At 33.9% G+C, this 18,784-nt stretch carries 14 protein-coding genes; 12 read left to right on the top strand and 2 right to left on the bottom strand.

Annotated elements, in window-relative coordinates:
* The 12 genes from PHP31_08235 to PHP31_08180 all read left to right on the top strand — a co-directional run.
* A partial coding sequence (locus tag PHP31_08235; protein ID MDD3739263.1) for a PKD domain-containing protein occupies positions 1 to 749 on the top strand: 749 nt, incomplete at its 5' end.
* A gap of 31 nt (positions 750 to 780) precedes the next feature.
* Positions 781 to 1,551 (top strand): FkbM family methyltransferase, encoded by a 771-nt coding sequence (locus PHP31_08230; GenBank protein ID MDD3739262.1) that lies wholly within the window; start codon positions 781 to 783, stop codon positions 1,549 to 1,551.
* Positions 1,552 to 1,942: 391 nt separating this feature from the next.
* Positions 1,943 to 2,689 (top strand): Ig-like domain-containing protein, encoded by a 747-nt coding sequence (locus PHP31_08225; GenBank protein MDD3739261.1) that lies wholly within the window; start codon positions 1,943 to 1,945, stop codon positions 2,687 to 2,689.
* 340 nt (positions 2,690 to 3,029) lie between these two features.
* Positions 3,030 to 4,490, top strand: coding sequence for a T9SS type A sorting domain-containing protein (locus PHP31_08220; protein MDD3739260.1), 1,461 nt, complete (start codon positions 3,030 to 3,032; stop codon positions 4,488 to 4,490).
* A gap of 90 nt (positions 4,491 to 4,580) precedes the next feature.
* The gene (locus PHP31_08215; protein ID MDD3739259.1) at positions 4,581 to 6,074 is read left to right on the top strand and encodes a glycosyltransferase family 39 protein; all 1,494 of its coding nucleotides are present in this window, start codon (positions 4,581 to 4,583) and stop codon (positions 6,072 to 6,074) included.
* A gap of 253 nt (positions 6,075 to 6,327) precedes the next feature.
* Positions 6,328 to 7,164 carry a hypothetical protein gene (locus tag PHP31_08210; GenBank protein MDD3739258.1) on the top strand — a complete coding sequence of 279 codons (837 nt, stop codon included), beginning with the start codon at positions 6,328 to 6,330 and terminating at the stop codon, positions 7,162 to 7,164.
* A 218-nt stretch (positions 7,165 to 7,382) separates the two neighbouring features.
* On the top strand, positions 7,383 to 8,456 hold the full coding sequence (locus tag PHP31_08205; protein ID MDD3739257.1) for a Fic family protein: 1,074 nt from the start codon (positions 7,383 to 7,385) through the stop codon (positions 8,454 to 8,456).
* 299 nt (positions 8,457 to 8,755) lie between these two features.
* On the top strand, positions 8,756 to 9,259 hold the full coding sequence (locus PHP31_08200) for a hypothetical protein (GenBank protein ID MDD3739256.1): 504 nt from the start codon (positions 8,756 to 8,758) through the stop codon (positions 9,257 to 9,259).
* A 15-nt stretch (positions 9,260 to 9,274) separates the two neighbouring features.
* Positions 9,275 to 10,657 carry a M64 family metallopeptidase gene (locus PHP31_08195; protein ID MDD3739255.1) on the top strand — a complete coding sequence of 461 codons (1,383 nt, stop codon included), beginning with the start codon at positions 9,275 to 9,277 and terminating at the stop codon, positions 10,655 to 10,657.
* Between the two features lie 184 nt (positions 10,658 to 10,841).
* The gene (locus PHP31_08190) at positions 10,842 to 11,378 is read left to right on the top strand and encodes a hypothetical protein (protein MDD3739254.1); all 537 of its coding nucleotides are present in this window, start codon (positions 10,842 to 10,844) and stop codon (positions 11,376 to 11,378) included.
* Positions 11,379 to 11,524: 146 nt separating this feature from the next.
* A complete protein-coding gene (locus PHP31_08185; GenBank protein ID MDD3739253.1) occupies positions 11,525 to 12,091 on the top strand; it encodes a hypothetical protein in 567 nt (188 codons plus the stop codon).
* Between the two features lie 619 nt (positions 12,092 to 12,710).
* Entirely contained in the window at positions 12,711 to 13,850 is a 1,140-nt protein-coding gene (locus PHP31_08180; protein ID MDD3739252.1) for a DUF4143 domain-containing protein, read from the top strand.
* Between the two features lie 139 nt (positions 13,851 to 13,989).
* Here PHP31_08180 and PHP31_08175 read toward each other — a convergent pair whose 3' ends face one another.
* A complete protein-coding gene (locus tag PHP31_08175; protein ID MDD3739251.1) occupies positions 13,990 to 17,274 on the bottom strand; it encodes an AAA family ATPase in 3,285 nt (1,094 codons plus the stop codon).
* Positions 17,271 to 18,488, bottom strand: coding sequence for an exonuclease SbcCD subunit D C-terminal domain-containing protein (locus tag PHP31_08170; protein MDD3739250.1), 1,218 nt, complete (start codon positions 18,486 to 18,488; stop codon positions 17,271 to 17,273). Before PHP31_08170 ends, PHP31_08175 begins: the two co-directional genes overlap by 4 nt.
* Positions 18,489 to 18,784: the final 296 nt, after the last annotated feature.

The following is an 18,784-nucleotide window of genomic DNA, read 5'->3' as shown; positions in this document are numbered from 1 at the left end:
CTGAGTTAGTGAGTTGGGGTTGGACTATGATAGGTAGCAATGGTGAAGTTGCCTACATGGAAGGAAGAACACCGCAATACAATTTCGGAGCTCCGGGTAGCTACAAGGTTAATTTAACAGTAGCCGACACCAACGGTTGTACAGATAGTATAAACAAATACGTTACGGTTTACGGTTCGCCTATAAGTGCGTTCAGATGGAACAAAGACGTAGATAAAATACAAGGTAAATTACAAATGATTAACGGAACCATAGGCGCTCAGAACTACTATTGGGACTTTGGAAACGGTACATTCTCACAAGAAAAAGAACCTACAATCACTTACAATTACAGCGGCGATTACACCATTACGCTTGCATCTGTCAACGAATACGGCTGTGTGGACACTGCACGTGCCAAATATACTCTGCTTTTCAAAGGCTTATACATACCAAATGCTTTCGTGCCCGGTGGTACAAACAGCGATCTAAGGATATGGAAGCCTGTAGGAATGAACCTTGCAACGTATAGAGCCGAAGTTTACGACCAACACGGTAACCTGATTTGGAGCAGCAATAAACTTACAAGTCAGGGTGAACCGGCAGAAGGTTGGAACGGTAAATATAAAGACAAACCTTGTCCGCAAGATGTGTATGTGTATAGAGTTTACGCTACTTTCAGAGACGGAACGATTTGGAGAAACAACGACGTTGGCGAAAGGAAAGGATTGGACAACTCTAACAGTGGTACTATTACGTTGGTTAGGTAGATTTGTTAACGCATACGAATAAGCAAAGTATATGAAAAACATAAAATCTTATGATGTGAAACGACATTTTATTTCATTAATAAAGCAAACTCTAAGGGAAATACTGATATTTCTTCATTTAGATTTAACCAAAAATCTTAAATACGACAGACTTACAAGGATAATATTAAGGAAAAATTTAAAAAGAAACAGTAATTGCATTGATGTTGGCTGTCATAAAGGTGAAATATTAGACTTAATGCTGAGTTATGCACCCGATGGGAAACACTACGCTTTTGAGCCTATTCCCCATATGTTTAACGATTTGAAAAATAAATACAGAAATAAAGCTGAGGTTTTTCCCTATGCAATTTCGGATAATAGTGGTGAAACAGTGTTTCAATTTGTCAAAAATGCACCGGCGTACAGTGGTATAAAAAGAAGACGTTACGACATTACAAATCCGATAATTGAAGAAATAAATGTAGAATTAAAAACCTTAGATGAAATTATTCCTTCAAACGAAAAAATTCATTTAATTAAAATTGATGTTGAGGGTGGAGAATTTGGAGTTTTGAAAGGTGCGAAAAACTTGCTTAAAACAAACAAACCTATAATTATATTTGAATGCGGAAAAGGTGCCAGCGACTACTATGGAACCTCTCCTCTCGACTTATACGATTTTTTATCGAACGAAATAGGTTTGAAAATGTACACACTTCAATCTTTTATTAAAAACAAACAACCTATTAAGGTGGTTGAATTTGAAAATTATTTTAATACTAATGAAGAGTATTATTTTATAGCCAGTGTTGACGAATAATAAATGAAATAGAAACAATATTGTTAAACGTGCAGAGTACGGACTAATGTTAAAAGGCTTATACTTACCAAAGCTTTTGTTCCCGACAGTATAAACAGCGAGCATAGAACATAGAAACCTGTAGGGATGAACCTTGCAACGTACAGAGCAGAAGTTTACGCCACTTGAAGACAGAACAGTGTGAAGAAACAACAACGTAGGTGAAAGGAAAGGTTTGGATAGCTCTAACAACGGTACAATTACGCTGATTAGGCAAACATACCTTTCAAAAATATAAATATAAATAAAACACCAGCATTATGTTTCCTTTTTACGGATTTTGTATATTTGTTTCGTAAAACATGTATTGTCAGGCATTAAGAAAATCTGATTACAAAAAATATCTAAGCAAATGAAAAACATAAAAATAACTCCAATTATTATTTTTACTTTATTGAGCATACTGATTTCCTTTAGTTGTGATAAAGAAAAAAATAATCTAAACCCAACTGTACGGTTCATACAACCCGAGAACAACATCGTAATTGAGCATGACACGGTACTGACTATATTCGTTGACGCGAAAGATTCTGATGGATATGTCACAAAAGTAGATTTATTAATCAATGATACAATTGTTAAGGAATTTTTTTCTCCACCATATCAGTACGATTGGCATGGTTCAAAACTTGAAAATGCAGGAGTTCATACTATTAAAGCAATTGCCTACGATGATAAAGGAGCAAGTGATTACGCTGAAATAAGTATTGAAATAAAAGATTTTCGAATAAAATATCTTGGTGATTTTTATTTTAAAGTAATAAAAGAATCATGGATGCATTTTGAACCAGTAGCAACTTATGACACTTCTTTCTATGATGGAGTGATTCGTAGGTATGAATTAATTGACAGCGATAATGATTTATTCTCTGGTGTCGACAGTAATGAAAATCAGAACGAAAAAATCACTATAGAATTCAAACAAAACACAAAAATCACATCGCTTATTGATGATAATGGGGTGTTAATACCCAAGTCAGGCTATCATTATTCACATACAGGCAAATTTGTTCACATTGATACTATTAAATTTCATGTTGGTGGGTTAGGCGGATTGGGTTATGGATATAGTTACGACGTTGAAGGAATAAGAAAATAACGCTTGCCAACACGCAATAAAAAACATAGAGCAGAAAGCGCTAAATTTAAAAGATATAACATTTAACAAACAGCACTGCAGTTTGATAATTTGGTGTTATGAATACCCTACATTTCTCACTGCCACCCGTTTTCAATACTTCTTATTTCATTGATTTATTGGAACATATACAAAAATAAAATAGAAAAACATACTAATATTTGGTTTTTTGTTTAAGAATATTGTACCTTCGCAACAAGTAATAATAATCCCTATTGCCAACATCGTGATTAATTGAAAATCAACAAAGTTAGGCTCTGCATCCAACCAAGTAAAACTAATAATTAAAAAAAACGAAACTATGAAAAACACGAGAATTTTAAAAACAAAAATTACAAGAATAACAACTATCTCGTTATTCTTAGTATGCTTAATGTTTAGCTTGAGCATCGTTGCACAAAACAATTTGGTTTTTAAAAAACCAAGCAAGCAAAACACAAATTTTGAATGGGAACAATTGCTTGAAAAAAAATCTCCTACAGTAAACAAACACAAATCTAATATCGATTGGTGGGAGCCCGATACAATATACGTTCGCAGAACTACCAACACGTATTATAGAGAAATTTGCACTTACAACAATCAAAGTTATATGCTAACGCAATTATATCAAGTATGGGATGGCGCTTGGGTTAATTTCGACCTTTATACATTCACCTACGATGAAAATAATAACATGCTAACACAATTACATCAAGAGTGGGAAGATGGTTGGGTTAATGCTGAACTATATACTTATACATACAATGCTAACAACAGCATACTTACGTCTTTAAGTCAAACATGGGATGGCGGTTGGGTTAACTCTTCCAACTATACCTACACCTACGATGCCAACAACAACTTGATAATTGGATTGGATCAATCATGGCAAAATAATTCTTGGGTAAATACCTTTAGATCGACTTATACCTACGACGAAAATAACAACATGCTGTCATTATTGTTTCAAGAGTGGCTAGATAATGATTGGAATAATAAGCTGAAATATACCATGACCTACGATGCTAACAATAACTTGCAAACCAGAATATTTCAAATGTGGGACGGTGATTGGATAAATAGTTATAAATATACTTTTACCCACGATGCAAACAATAACTTAGTATCGGAATTATATCAAAAGTGGCAAGGCGATTGGGTTGATAATTCTAAATCTGATTATACTTACGATGCAAACAATAACTTGCTAACTAAATTATCTCAAAGTTGGCAAAACGACTGGGTTAATAGTTCTAAAAACACGTACACCTACGATGCTAACAATAACCTGCTGACCGATTTATATCAAAAGTGGGAAGGCAATTGGTTTAATGATACTAAATCTGATTTTACCTACGATGCAAACAATAACTGTACATTAGCAGAAAGAAACGAATGGATAAGTGGAAGCTGGCAACAATCGGACGGTAAATTGTATTTGTATTATAATAATATGAAAGTCTGGAGGCAATATTACAATTGCTACAAAGTTACGGCGTTATATGAGTATTTTAATATATCTGGATTTTTCGGTAAAGAGTTGCCAAATATTTCGCCAAGTGTTTCAATTTATCCAAACCCAACCTGCAACAGCTTTGTTGTCGACACAGAAGGAGAAATAACTATAACACTGCACAACATGTCAGGAAAAGAAGTCCTGTCTGAAAATACAAATGGCAAAACAGTAATAAATATAGGTCATTTGCCAAACGGGATTTATAATGTTCAAATCTTTTCGGGAAATAAAATTATTGGATATAGCAAAATTGTGAAGCAGTGATGCTGTGATTATTGGTGTTGTGTATTTTGTTCACAAATATTGTACATTTGTTCCGTAAATTATACGTTGGTAGCTATTGAAACAAACTAAATGAACGATCTATACTACTCCATACCGACTATTGTGTTTTGTGCGATAGGATACTATTTCTCGTGGAAATATTATTCAAAACATAATTTCACAATTGCTGTTATTTTACTCATGATTTGCGGACTTGCACTTAGAGTTTACACTTCATGCGATTTTTTCCTGCATCCATGGGACGAACGCTATCACGCTCTTGTTGCAAAAAATCTCATAAATCACCCATTAACACCTACACTTTACGACAATCCGATTTTACCATACGACTACAAAAATTGGACGGGAAATCATATTTGGGTTCATAAACAACCGTTACCACTTTGGACAATGGCAGCAAGTATGTGGTTGTTTGGAGTTAACGAAATAGCATTGCGACTTCCTTCAAGAATTCTGACGACAATAGGAATTTGGCTTGCATTTTTTATAGGTAGTTATTTCTGCAATAAAAAAGTTGGCTATCTAACAGCTTTCCTTTTTTCCATCAATGGATTGATAATAGAATTAACCGCCGGAAGAGTCGCAACCGACCACATAGACATTTTCTTTTTGTTCTTCATTGAGTTAGCGGTTGTATTCAGCATACTTTTTGCACAAAGAAAAAAATTGGTTTTCAATCTTCTTGCGGGAGTTAGTATTGGTGCTGCAATTTTATCAAAGTGGTTGCCGGCGCTAATTGTTTTGCCTATCTGGCTATTGGTTGTACTCGACTCAGAAAAATTTAAACCAAAAGAAATCATTTTCAATTTCATTATTTTGCTTGCTACCTGCTGTTTGATTTTTCTACCGTGGCAACTGTACATCTTCAAGGCATTTCCCGTTGAGGCAAGTTGGGAAGCGAGTTTCAACTTAAAACACATAACCGAAGTTCTTGAAGGAAGAACCGGACCATTTTACTATTTTATCGACAGAATTAGAATAAACTACGGAGAGCTGATTTACCTACCATTGATTTGGTATCTATGGAAGTATGCAAAAAACATTAAAGACTTGAAACGATTGGCAATAGTTATATGGGTTATAGTCCCTCTAGTCTTTTTCTCAATCCCAAAAACAAAAATGCAGGCATACGTTCTTTTTATTTCTCCTGCTCTGTTTCTGATGACTGCCGAGTTTTTCCACATGTTAAACGATTACAAAAAGAACCGAAAGTTGAAATGGGTTTTCAATTTGATTCTAATATTGTTGATTGTTTTACCTATTCGCTACTCTATTGAAAGAGTAAAACCATTTGAGCAAAGTAACAGAAACCCTGCTTGGGTAGCTAACTTACGAAAGCTCAACGAAAAAAACATTTCTAAAGGAGTGTTGTTAAATTACGACAAACCGATTGAAGCAATGTTTTATACCAATCTCACTGCTTATCCGTATATCCCTGACAAAAATAAAATTACCGATATGATAGAAGAAGGATACACGGTAATAATTAACGACAATGGAAAAATACCCGACGACATCAAATCAATTAATGGAATAATAATTGAAAGACTCAGCAGCGAGTAATCACATTGCTAACTGTTTTTAATCTGTGCTATTTAATTGATTTATTGAAACACATAAAAAACCTATTTATCAATATTGTATTTTCTGTTTATAAATATTGTATATTTGTTTCGTAAACTACATGTTTGCTACAAGTTTGCAAACCGTAATGTACATATCACCCAAACTTAATTTATAATTGTTTGTTTTTTAACAAAAAAAATGTATTTTTGTCTTTAATCCTTAATTTTTTAACCTAAAAATAGATAATAAAATGGCTACAAACAAGAAAATTACTCGTGTAGATAGCAGTGCTAATGCTGATAATAAGGCTACTTGGAAGCCTACAAAAGAAAATAAATCTAAAGCTACTCGAAATCGCGTCATTGCTGCTATACTGTGGGTTTTGGCTATAGTGGCTCAACTCATTGCTATTAGGCATATTATACAAGTTGTACCAATAAAGATGTGGTTTGTAATAATGCTTATAGCGATTGACTTAGTTTTAGCGATAGTCGGTTCTATACTTTGGAAAAAGTCAAATCGCTTGAACCCGCCTTCGGAAAAGAATAAATTTTTATTCTTTTTGCAGTCGCAACTTGGACTATTTACCGCTATAATAGCATTTTTGCCACTTGTTATAGTAATCTTTACAAACAAAAATTTAGACGGCAAGCAGAAAGGTATTCTTGGTGGCATAGCTATAGCTGCATTGGTAGCTGCAGGCTTGGTTGGAACAGACTTTAATCCTCCTTCTGTAGAGCAATACACTAAGGATTCTAATTACGTGAAAGAACTTATGGGTAGCGACTATGTTTATTGGACAAAGTCTGGCTCCAAATATCACTTGTATCAAGACTGCCAGCATCTGAAGAGCGACAGAACTACTGAGATTTTTGAAGGAGGCTCTGTTTCGGATGCATACGCAAATAATTCACGTATAAAACCTACTTTAGAGTCGCTTTGCAAGACTTGCGAAAACCGTGCTGCAAAAGAGAAAAATTGGTCGCCGGAAGATTTAGAGAAAGCTAAGGAGAAGGCTGCCGCAATAAGTGATAAAGAGTTATCGGACAAGGTGCCGGAAGAGGTACAAGTGCCTGAGGAGAATTAATACTAATATCCTACAAATTCCAACTCCGTTACAACGGATGTTCTAAATTAACGAGCTAATAGCAACGTTAGTTGGCAACATCAAGCAAAACTATGTTTATGATGCTGTCGTTGATATATTCAATTAAAACATACGGATAAATTTCGTCTACATTATGGATAAGATATAAATAATTTATACCTTTGCACTATCTTTTACGAATAAAATACGGATAAAATATGGATAAATTTATTCGAAAACTCAATTTTGATTTTGCAACTAACCAAAGAATATTGCAATTAATCGGCTACATCGACGGTTTTAGGGGGAAATGGAATATTACAGAAAATAGGGAAAATCGTTACTTGAAAGAGTTGCGAAAAATTGCAACCATTGAAAGTATTGGTTCTTCTACAAGAATTGAAGGTGCAACGCTTACCGACCATGAGATTCAGCTGCTTTTGAAGGATATTAAAATCACAAAACTAAAAAACCGTGATGAACAGGAAGTTGTTGGATATTATGAAGTTTTGGAATTAATACACAACAATTATCACGATATAAAAATTTCGGAAAGTTATATCAAGCAGCTGCACCAATTTTTGCTCAAACATAGCAGTAAAGACGAACGGCACAGAGGAACTTACAAACACCTTTCAAACAAAGTAGTTGCAACCTACCCGACAGGCGAACAGAAAACTGTCTTCACAACTACCGAGCCTGCATTGGTTGAGAGCGAAATGCGAGAACTTATTGATTGGGTTAGCGAACAATTAGAACAAAAAAACATTCACCCGCTCATTGTTATTGGGAGCTTTATTTACGATTTTTTGAGCATACACCCTTTTCAGGATGGAAACGGCAGACTATCTCGCTTGTTGACAACGCTTTGTTTATTGCAAAATGATTATACTTTTATTAAGTATGTTTCATTTGAAAATCATATAGAGCAAAACAAAACAGCATATTATGAAGCGCTGATGAGTGGACAAAAAAATCGAGGAAAAGAAAGCGAACGCATAAATATGTGGCTGATTTTCTTTTTGGAAAGTCTGAAAATACTTACCGAAAAGTTAGAGAATAAATACGGCGTATTCAAATCAAGGGGAGGCTATCTTAATGAAAGACAAAGGAAGATCAAAGATTTTATCGCAAATAACCAACCTGTCAAAGTAAGCGATATAGCCAAACAATTTCCGGATATTGGGTTGAGTACGCTTAAAAAAGACTTACTCTATCTGAGAAATGAACAAGTGCTGACAATGATTGGAAAAGGTAAAGGAAGCGTTTATGTACTAACTGAAAAGGAGTAATCCTGATATTGCACTACCCTACAACAAGTTTTTGGGTTATAAAAATTCCCAGATTTGTTATATTATTTTTAGTTTGGAAAAAATTTGAGAAAAAGTATTGAAAACAAGTAACACAGTCTTTGATACTAAATAAATATAGAGTTTTTATTCAAAAGTGTTTTCAACCTGTCTTATCCGGCTGATTTACTGAAACATGTAAGAAAAATATATTTATTAAGATTAGGTTTTCTGTTTACGGAATGTTGTATATTTGTTACGTAAATTATTGGTTACCAACAAAGCGAGAAAAAACAACTTTTATGACAAAAACAAAAAAAATATTTGGGATAGCTCTTTTACTTGTTGCTTTTTATTCTTGCAAAGTACATTCGCCAAACCATGCTTCAAGCAATATTGTAGAAAATGACAGGGAAGCAAAAAGAATTGCCATGATATTGCTAAATATTTCCAATTCTGACGGTAATTATTCTACTTCAATTGTAAGTTCCAGAATAATTGAAACCGCAAAAGAATTTAAGAATAATAAAAAAAACGTATGGCATGAGAATGATTTTGTGTGTTTTATTTTAGATAAACATAAAAGTATTATTGACACGCTTTTGATATTTCAACCACTACATCCACGCTTTGAGTATCCCGAAGATGACGGCATCATTGGCTCGGTAGTCATTGAGCAAAAAAACAACAATGTATTGCTGAGGTTCAATTATTTATCTACTATGAAATATTTACGTATTGAAAAAGTTGAAGAAAATAATAATTTAAAATTAATAGATGTTTTAGAAATTCCCTTAATTCAATAAAATAAATGAAAAATTATGAAATCATTTAAAACAATTATACGAATTGGTGTTTTACAATTATTTGTGGTATTAACATCATCAATAAGTGTAAAATCTCAAACATTTATAGTTAATCCAATATTGTATAATGGCGACCCTAATAAATTTATAAATTTTGTATATATGGGTGATGGTTATCGAGCTAAAGAACTTTCAACTTATATGGAACATGTAGCCAACACTTGCGATTATCTGTTTACAAATGAACCGTTTATGCAGTATAAAAATTATTTCAATGTATTTGCAATAAATGTAATATCTAATAATTCCGGAGCTAAACACCCCAGAACCGCACCGGATTGTCCGCCAAAATCAAAGCATCCTTTATTAAACGCTGATAACTATTTTGGTTCAACTTTTGATTATGATGATATCCACCGTTTATTAGTCCCGATAAATAATCAAAGAGTATATAAAGTATTGCTTAAAAATTTTCCGCTTTACGATGGCGTATTTGTGTTAGTAAATACTCCGTATTACGGAGGTTCAGGAACTTGGTTAGCTACTTCTTCTACACATGAATATGGACATTTTATATTAGTTCACGAAATTGGACATTCCTTTGCTGATCTTGCCGACGAATATTGGGCAGGTAGCATTTACGCCGAAGAAAAAGCTAATATGACACAAGAAACAAATCCAAATTTAGTGAAATGGAAAAACTGGATTGGATATGACAGTGTTGGCATTTATCGACACGGAACAGGCGAGGCTGCCAATTGGTACCGCCCACACGAAAGCTGTAAAATGCGCGTTTCTAGAAATCCATTTTGTCCGGTTTGTACAGAAGCTATTGTTCTAAAAATTATTGAACATTTTGGCAATCCTGTTTTATCATATTATCCTAATCGGTCTAATATTTCTTTAACCGAAGGAGATTCCATACAATTTAATTTAAACATTGTTAAGCCAAACCCAAATACAATAAGGGTTAAATGGCTATTAAACGGAACTGTTTTAAATATGAATACAGATTCTATAACAATTTTTTCTAATCAATTATTGACCGGAATCAACACGCTTAGTGCTAAAGTTTTAGATACAACTGTTTTTATTAGAGCAGACAACCATGAAATAAATAACACATTTTCTGTTGATTGGACAATAAATAAGAATACTACTAAACCAGATTTTATTAAAATATATCCGGTACCTGTTTCTGACGACTTAATTATTGAAATAAAAGATAATGAGCAAATTATAAATTTTGAAATATTTAATCTGTTAGGTAAAAAAGTTTACGAAGGTAATTTTGTAAAAAAAACAATTGTAAAAACAGATAATTTTGCTCCCGGCGTCTATATTATTACTTTAGAAAACGGACAATTATCTGAATTTAGAAAGTTCGTAAAACAATAGATTTAGAATTTAGAATTTTTAAACGCAGTTGGCTAAATTACCATCGTTGTGAAATGCTGTGTGTAAGAGACTTAACTGCACTTTTGAGGGGAAAATTATATTTGTTAATGTTGTTTGTTTTGGGAATTTTGTATGTTTGTTTTGGGAATTACATGTTATGTCTCATTTCAAAAGATAAGCCGAAATGGAGAGAATTGAAATTTATTCAAGTAAAAAGAAATCGTTAATATTATTGATTGGTTCAATAACATTCGTTACTTTAGGAATTTGGCTACTCACGGAAACAGACAGCTTGACTGGTTGGGGAGCTAGAAATCCAATTTTTACTCAGGGAATTGGAATTGCTTCAATACTTTTTTTCGGATTCGGAATTTTTGTTGGAATTAAAAGACTAATAAAATCAGAAATTGTTTTAATTATTGACTCAAAAGGACTTAATGTAAATCCGAAAAAATCGTTAACGGAATTCATAAAATGGTCTGACATAAAAGGTTTTGAGGAAATTAAAATTCTGAGTACAAGAATTGTAATAATCAGAGTGAAAAATTCTGAGCATTGGCTTGATAAGGAGACAAGCGGATTTAGACGAAAATTAATGCTGTTTAATATTAGTAATTACAATTCGCCTTTCAATATCGCAGCCTCCGGACTTGATATCAGTTCGAACAAATTAATTGAAACATTGAATAATTATTATAACAGATATAAAAACGAGGCATAACAGTACCTACCCAAAAGTGGCGGTTCTATGGTTAAATTAAACTTTGCGCTTGATTTATGATAAATTTTACCTAAATCGCCACCTTTGAGTGTCTGCAAACTATTGACAACTAATAAAAAAAATAAACATCTCAAAATAACAAAACCATGAAAAAACTAAATCTAATTATTCTTATTGCATTAAGCGCACTAATTGCTGTTTCGTGCAGTAATACCCAAAAAGGTAAAAAAGACAGTTCAACTAATTCTTTAGTTATAAAAAACGACTTGGAAAATGCTCATCTAATTTTGCCATCGTGGAAATCGGAAAATTCAGTTTTAAAAACAGAAAATCCGAAAGCTTATTCGGGCGAATACGTGGTAACTCTTAACGACACCATTGAATATGGATACAAATACCAAGAAGTGTTTAAAAACATAGACGACCGCACACCCAAAATGGTGAAGTATAGCGGTTATGCGTATTCAACAACGCCAAACCCAAAAGTTTCAATAATATGCGTCGTTAATAAAGATGATAGCCAAGTTTCGTGGAAAGCTATACCGCTAGAAAAAATGATAGAAACGCCTAACGAATGGGTTGAATTTTCGGAAACGTACTATTTCGATAACGATACTTTAAGCGCCGATATGATAATAAATATATTCCCATGGAATCACGGCAAAGAGTCAAAAGTATTGTTAGATGATATTGAGATTACTTTTATTTATTAAGCGTAAAAGTAGCTTTCAAAGACAAATGGTATAGTCTCAACTTTCAACTGAGTACAAAACTATTAAAGTGCAAATGTGTCATAGCCGTTTCTGAAATTCTATTGAACAATTGGTTTAATAAACAAGCTTTTCAGGTTTCAATTTTGTTTCTTTCATTTTCTTTGCTTGTCCAAAGAAAACGAAACAAAAGAAAAGACACTTTTTACAAGGAATTTTTTATTGCCTTCGTCAATAAAAACCGTATAAAAGAAACTAAATTTCTTACAAGGATTCAGAAATTTTTAATGTTTCTTTTATACATATTCTGCGTAAAAAGGATTTCAAATGAGTTTGGGTTGTGTGTTGTTCCGAAGTTTCGGGGCTAATTGCACATTGCCAAAGGCTAACAGCCAAAAGCTAATAGCTATAATTTCAATACGAAGACTATAATTTGAAAAACAGCAAATTACCATTGCCGTCCTATAAAACTTTTGGCTTAAAATAAAACTGATTACGATAGTAAAATTCCATGCAAAAATAAAGTTACACTTTAGAAATACATGTAAAAATAAAGTTGAACTTTAGATTTGCATGAAAAATTTTGTATTTTTGCATTCTGTAATTGCTAAATACAATAAATATGTTACCGCGAAAAATTAACTTCCAAGATGTCGAAAACGACAGCATTTTCCTTTGGGGAGCTCGTCAGACAGGTAAAAGTACATTACTTAAAATGCAGTTTCCCGATGTTCGGTACATCGATTTACTGAAATCTGATGAATTTGCTCGTTATAGCCGCCGCCCTGCACTCTTACGCGAAGAATTGAGTTTATTTCCCGAAAATGAATTAGTCATTATCGACGAAATTCAAAAAATACCTGCTTTACTCGACGAAGTGCATTGGCTGATAAGCAATCATCGTCTTCGCTTTATTTTGAGTGGTTCAAGTGCTCGCAAATTACGCCGAAGCGGTGTAAACTTGCTTGGCGGCAGAGCTATCAGAAAACATCTATATCCGTTCGTCAGTGCAGAAATTCCTGAATTTGACCTCATAAAAGCCTGCAATAATGGAATGTTGCCACGACATTATTTAGTAGAAAATGCCACAAATAGACTTCATGCTTATGTGGGTGATTATCTGCAACAAGAGATAAAAGCCGAAGCGCTTACACGAAACCTAAATACTTTTACTCGGTTTATGGAAGTTGCTGCACTAAGCAATGGAGAAATTTTGAACTATAACAATATTGCTTCGGAATGTGGTGTAAGTGCTCCTACCGTTAAAGAGTATTTTTTTATTTTGGAAGAAACTCTTGTCGGCTACATTATTCCTGCTTTTACTAGAAACGTGAAACGCCGCGTTGTTCAGTCGCCAAAATTTTACTACTTCGACGTAGGCATTGCTAATTTTCTTCTCAAAAGAAGCTCGATAAGTCCGGGTTCGCCTGAGTTTGGACACGCTTTCGAGCATTTTATCATTCAGGAATTAATTGCTTATATAGGATATTTCAGACCGCTTCAAAATCTGTCTTATTGGCGTACATCGTCAGGTTACGAAATAGATGCTATAATAGGAAATGCAGAAATTGCCATAGAAATTAAATCCTCCGATGAAGTGCAATCGCATCACACAAGAAGCTTAAAAGCATTTTCGGAAGAATTTCCCAACTGCCGACTTATCATTGTTTCATTAGATAAATACGCACGCCAATTGAACAACGTAGAAGTTTATCCTGCCTTACAATTTCTTTCAATGCTGTGGAATGGTGATATTTTCTAGAACATAACACCTATTTCCTGCAAATTTAAAATTTAAGTCCTGTAAATTTAAAATAATCTTCCTGCAAATTTAAAATCGTGATTTTTTCAGCAGAAACAACCTTTAAAACTAAAACAACCGCCAAATTAAAATTCCACTCCTAACTACTCACTATCCGTATTTCCGAGTGTCCGTTGCCTTTTTGTACGACTTCAATATGTGTAGCTATACGTTCTTTTAGTTCGGTGAGATGCGAGATAACACCTATAAGTTTACCTTCGACTTGCAGACTTGACAGTGCTGATAAGGCGACATCCAAATAGTCGTTGTCTAACGTGCCGAAGCCCTCGTCAATAAACATGGTATCTATACGCATGTTTCGGCTTGCCATATTCGATAAACCCAATGCTAAGGAAAGCGAAACGATAAATTTTTCTCCACCCGAAAGATTTTGTGCGGTACGTTCTTCGCTGTTTTGGAAATTGTCTATTACCGACAATTCAAAGGGATTGCCGGCATCACCGGTGCGTTTCAGAATGTAGCGGTCGGACATTTTGCGTAATTGTTTATTGGCTAAGCCTATCAAATGTTCAAATGTAAGTGCTTGTGCAAAATTGCGATATTTTTTCCCGTCAGATGAACCTATAAGCTCATTAAGCGTATTCCATTTATCGCAAATAAGTTGTTGATTATCTTTTGATTGCAATTTGTTGGCGAAATTTTTGCGGTTTTCTTCGTTTGCACTAAACATTTGCTTATTTGCTCCAATTTTTTGCGAAAATTCATCAGACTTTAGCTTCATTTCAGCATATTCGGTTTGCAACTCTTCAAGCGTTTTTTCAGTAATTTTTTGCTCTCTTTTCTCAATAAGTTCTTTCTCTTTTTCGGTCAGAACTGCTTTACTTTTTTCCAATTCTGTGTTTACTTGATTATGCTCTTTTTCGGCTTGGTTTTTTTCTTCCTCAGTTTTTTGTAGCGTTTCTTTTAGCCTTTTTTCTTCTTCATCAACGCTTTTTTCACCAAAAATTTCAGTCCTACTTTTGGTTAATTGTTCGTTTTCTTTATTGATTTTTTCTTTTTCGCTGTATTTATCTTTCAACTGTTTTTCGGTTTCATCTTGTTTAGTTTCTGATAAGGCAATTTCGTTTGTCGTTTCTGAAATTTTGCCTTTCAAATTATCAATTTCCTTCTCGTTTTTGTTCCATAAATCCAAACAACTTCTTAATTCATCAATTGTTTTGACATTATATTTTTCAATCTTCTCAGCAAAAACTAAATTTTTAGTTTGAAGTTGTTTTTGCAAATCGGCGATAAATTTTTCTTTATCTTTTAGCTGCTGCTCAGCAAGTTTTTGATTCGTTTCGGCTGTGTTTTTATCCTTTTCCAACTGCTGAACAACTTCTTGCAGGTCGGGAATTTCTTTATCTCGCAAAGTTGAAATCGATTTTTCTGCTTTTTCTGCATTTCTAATTATTTCCTCTATTTGCTTATATTGTTTTTGCTTTTCCGAACGAATTTTTTCCAAAAATTCTATTGTTTCGGCTTCGTCAGCAATAGTAAATTCAGGAGAAATATTTAAAATATTTGCAAGAGTATTTTCTCTCTTTTTAAAGTTCTCAGATTTTGTTTTCTCTTCTTTTTGTTTGCTATTTTTTGCGTTTTCAATATCCGAAACTGTTTTTGCATGGCTTTGCATAGCCGTTTGATACTGTTTTGTTATTTCGCTATGTTCGGATTTAAGTTGCTGCAACTGCTTTTCTTTTTCTCCCATCTGTGGCACGTTGCCGACTGCATAAGGATGCTCGGTAGCTCCACAAAGCGGACAAGCTTCGCCGTCTTTTAGCTTTTGTCTATGTTCTTCCAAACTTTGAATGTTGGACAAAAGCATTATGTTTTCTTCAAGCAATTTTATATTCTTGTCAAGGTCTTGCAACTTTTCATCATATCGAATTATGCTTTCCAAAAGCTCTCTTTTTAAAGTCTGATTCTGACTTATAGACTTATCATAATTTGCGATTTCGTTTTTGCATGTTGCAAGTGAAGTCTCAACGTCAATCAAATTTTTTATTTCTGTTCCAAAACCAATTATGTTTTCTTTCTCATCTTGATAATCAGCAAGTTGTTTACCTTTTAAAATTGTTGTCAACTCAGATTTTAAATTTTCAAAATTGTTTTTCTTTTCCGTCAGCTCATCTTTCTTTTCTTTGAGCAAAGATGTGGCTTTCGTAGCTATATCAGTTTTTTCTGCTAAAGTTGTTTTTAATTCCTTTTTTTGCTCATCGTGCTTTTTTATCTCCTCGCTATGTTTTAAAATATCATTGTGCTCGTTTTCTAATGCGGTAAAATTGCTTACAAGCTCTTTGTACACTGCATTTTCCGATGCCCAATTTTGTTTTTCTTTTAAAGCTTTTTCGGTTTTTGATAAGGTTTCTTTATCATTTGCAATCTTCCCTGCCAAAGATTTTTTGCGGTCCTCCAAATCTTCTATTGCTTTCAAAATTGAATTGAACTGCGATTGTTTTTCCTTGATTTTGGTATCCAACTCTCTAACTTTCACAAAAATTTCATTCTGTTCTTCATTCTCAGCTTTTGCATTTTTCAAGGCATTTTCAACTATTTTATGCTTTTCTGCAACTTGCTCCAACTTCTTTACCAATTCCGGAAGTATTTTTTTGGTCTCGGCAATTTGATTTTCAATATTTGCCAAATCGGTAAGCCATTTTTGAGCGTTTTCTGTATTTTTTAACTCGATATCTATTTGCTGCTTATCTTTTTGCAAAGACTCGATTTCGGCTGTCAAATTGGATTTTTCTTCTTGGGAAAGAACCTTTATTTGTTCCAACTCTAGTTTGATATTTTGCAGCTTCTGTGTTTCGTTTTTACTTCGTTCAAAGACTTTTTTAGATATTTCTCCGTAAATTTCAGTGCCGGTAATTTGTTCCAACAGCTCGCCTTTGTCGTTTTTATCGGCTTGCAAAAATGCCGTAAAACTTCCCTGTGCAAGCATTACGACTTTGGTAAACTGCTCGAATGTAAGACCTACAATTTCAACAATTTTCGTATCGCAGGTTCGTACTTGGTCGGCTATGATTTTGTCGTTGATATCAGCGATTTGTCTGCTTACAGGTTTAAGATTTCCTGTGCGTGTTCGTTCTTGTTTCCACGCCGATTTCCACTTTTTACCGTCAACTTCAAAAGTAATTTCTGCGTAGCTGTCTTTTTCGCCACGAGTCATAACGGGATTATCGTTGCCTGTTACGTCAACCCTTGGTGTTTTCCCGTACAAAGCAAGAGCAACAGCATCGAGAATTGAGCTTTTTCCCGCTCCGGTTTTGCCGGTTATTGCAAAAATTCCATCGTTGGCGAAAATAGGGTCTGTAAAATCTATATAGTTTTCGCCGGCAAGAGAATTTATATTTTTAAAGGCAAGACTTAATATTTTCATAGCGGGTTGTTTATTTGAATAGAATCGACTATTTCTTTGTAAGATGCTCTTAATTCCTCTCTTTGAGCTTCGGAAATATCGTTTTTCTCCAACATGGTATCAAAAACCTCGAACACATCAAGATTATCCAATAGTTCTGTCGTGTCGGTTTGAGTTAAAACCTTGTTAAGATTTTGAATATTTTGTAGTTTTAAGATTTCAATTTCGGAATTTTCGACCAATTCACTGACCCAATCAGATAAATTGTGAAAAACTTCGTCGCCATCGTAAACCACCTCAACCCAAACCGATGAATTCGTTTCTTTAAGCTCTGCAATACGATTTTCTATGTGTTTTTTATCTCCACGTATAGATTCCATTTTCTGAAAGACAGGAATTTCAATAGTTTGAATGTCTATTTCGTTATGAAAATCAACAACATAAACACATTTTTGTTGATTGATTTCAGCAAATCCCATAGGAATTGGCGAACCGCTATAACGAATATGATGTTTGATAACAGAAGGTATGTGGTAATGCCCTAATGCTACATAATCGAACATTTTGGGAAAAGTATCGCTACTTATGGCTTGTATGTTTCCAATGTAAGTTTCGCGAACGCCATCGTCTGTATCTCTTTTTCCTCCTAAAACTGAAAGGTGTCCGGTTGCAATAATAGGAATATTCATTCCTAATTCACAACGCTTATTCTCAGCAACTTGTGCTATCTGTTCATAATGATTTTTTATACTTTCGTTAATTCGCTCTGTTCTATCTGCATAGTTTTCTTGCTCTAAAAACTTGCTGATATCTCTTTCTCTCAAAAAAGGTACTGCACAAACTAAAAGTTTAGTTTTACCGTCTGAATCTTTTATTTCGATAATTTCTTCATTTATATCGTCTGTTGCATTGCCAACTACTGTAATATTTAGCATTGACAAGACTTCTTTTGGAGCATTCAGAAAACTTGGAGAATCATGGTTGCCACCGATAATTATTATATTATTGCAGCCAATTTGTGTGGCTTTAACCAAAAACTCGTAATACATTTTTTGTGAAGCACTGCTCGGCGAAGGCGTATTAAATACATCTCCAGCTACAATAAGCAAATCGATTTTTTGCCCTTCTATTGTACCAACAAGCCATTCGAGAAATGCAGCATGTTCGTCGTGTCGCTCTTTCTTAGAATACAAGGTTCTACCAAGATGCCAATCGGAAGTGTGTAAGAGTTTCATTGCTTTTTATTATACAACAAAATTACAATAAAACTAATAAGATTTCGAGAAATTCTGTCAAAAATTAAATTACTGTTGTTCGGTAAATATCTTTGGCTGGTGGGGGTTGGCTATTAGCCGTTAGCTGTTAGCCATTGGCTGATAAAGTTAGAAATTAGTGCTTCGGCGAGCTATTAGTTTTGCAAAATGAATTTAATATTATTTTTGTTATTAATTAATAACTGAAGAACCAGAGAAAGAGAGGTGAACTAGTTCGGCTCCCAAGCTTGAAGGCTTATGCTGAGTATAAGACCTCA

The organism is Lentimicrobiaceae bacterium (assembly GCA_028697555.1).
Lineage (GTDB): Bacteria > Bacteroidota > Bacteroidia > Bacteroidales > UBA4417 > UBA4417.
The sequence above is the reverse complement of the archived record's forward strand: the minus strand, read 5'-3'. Positions and strand labels throughout refer to the sequence as shown.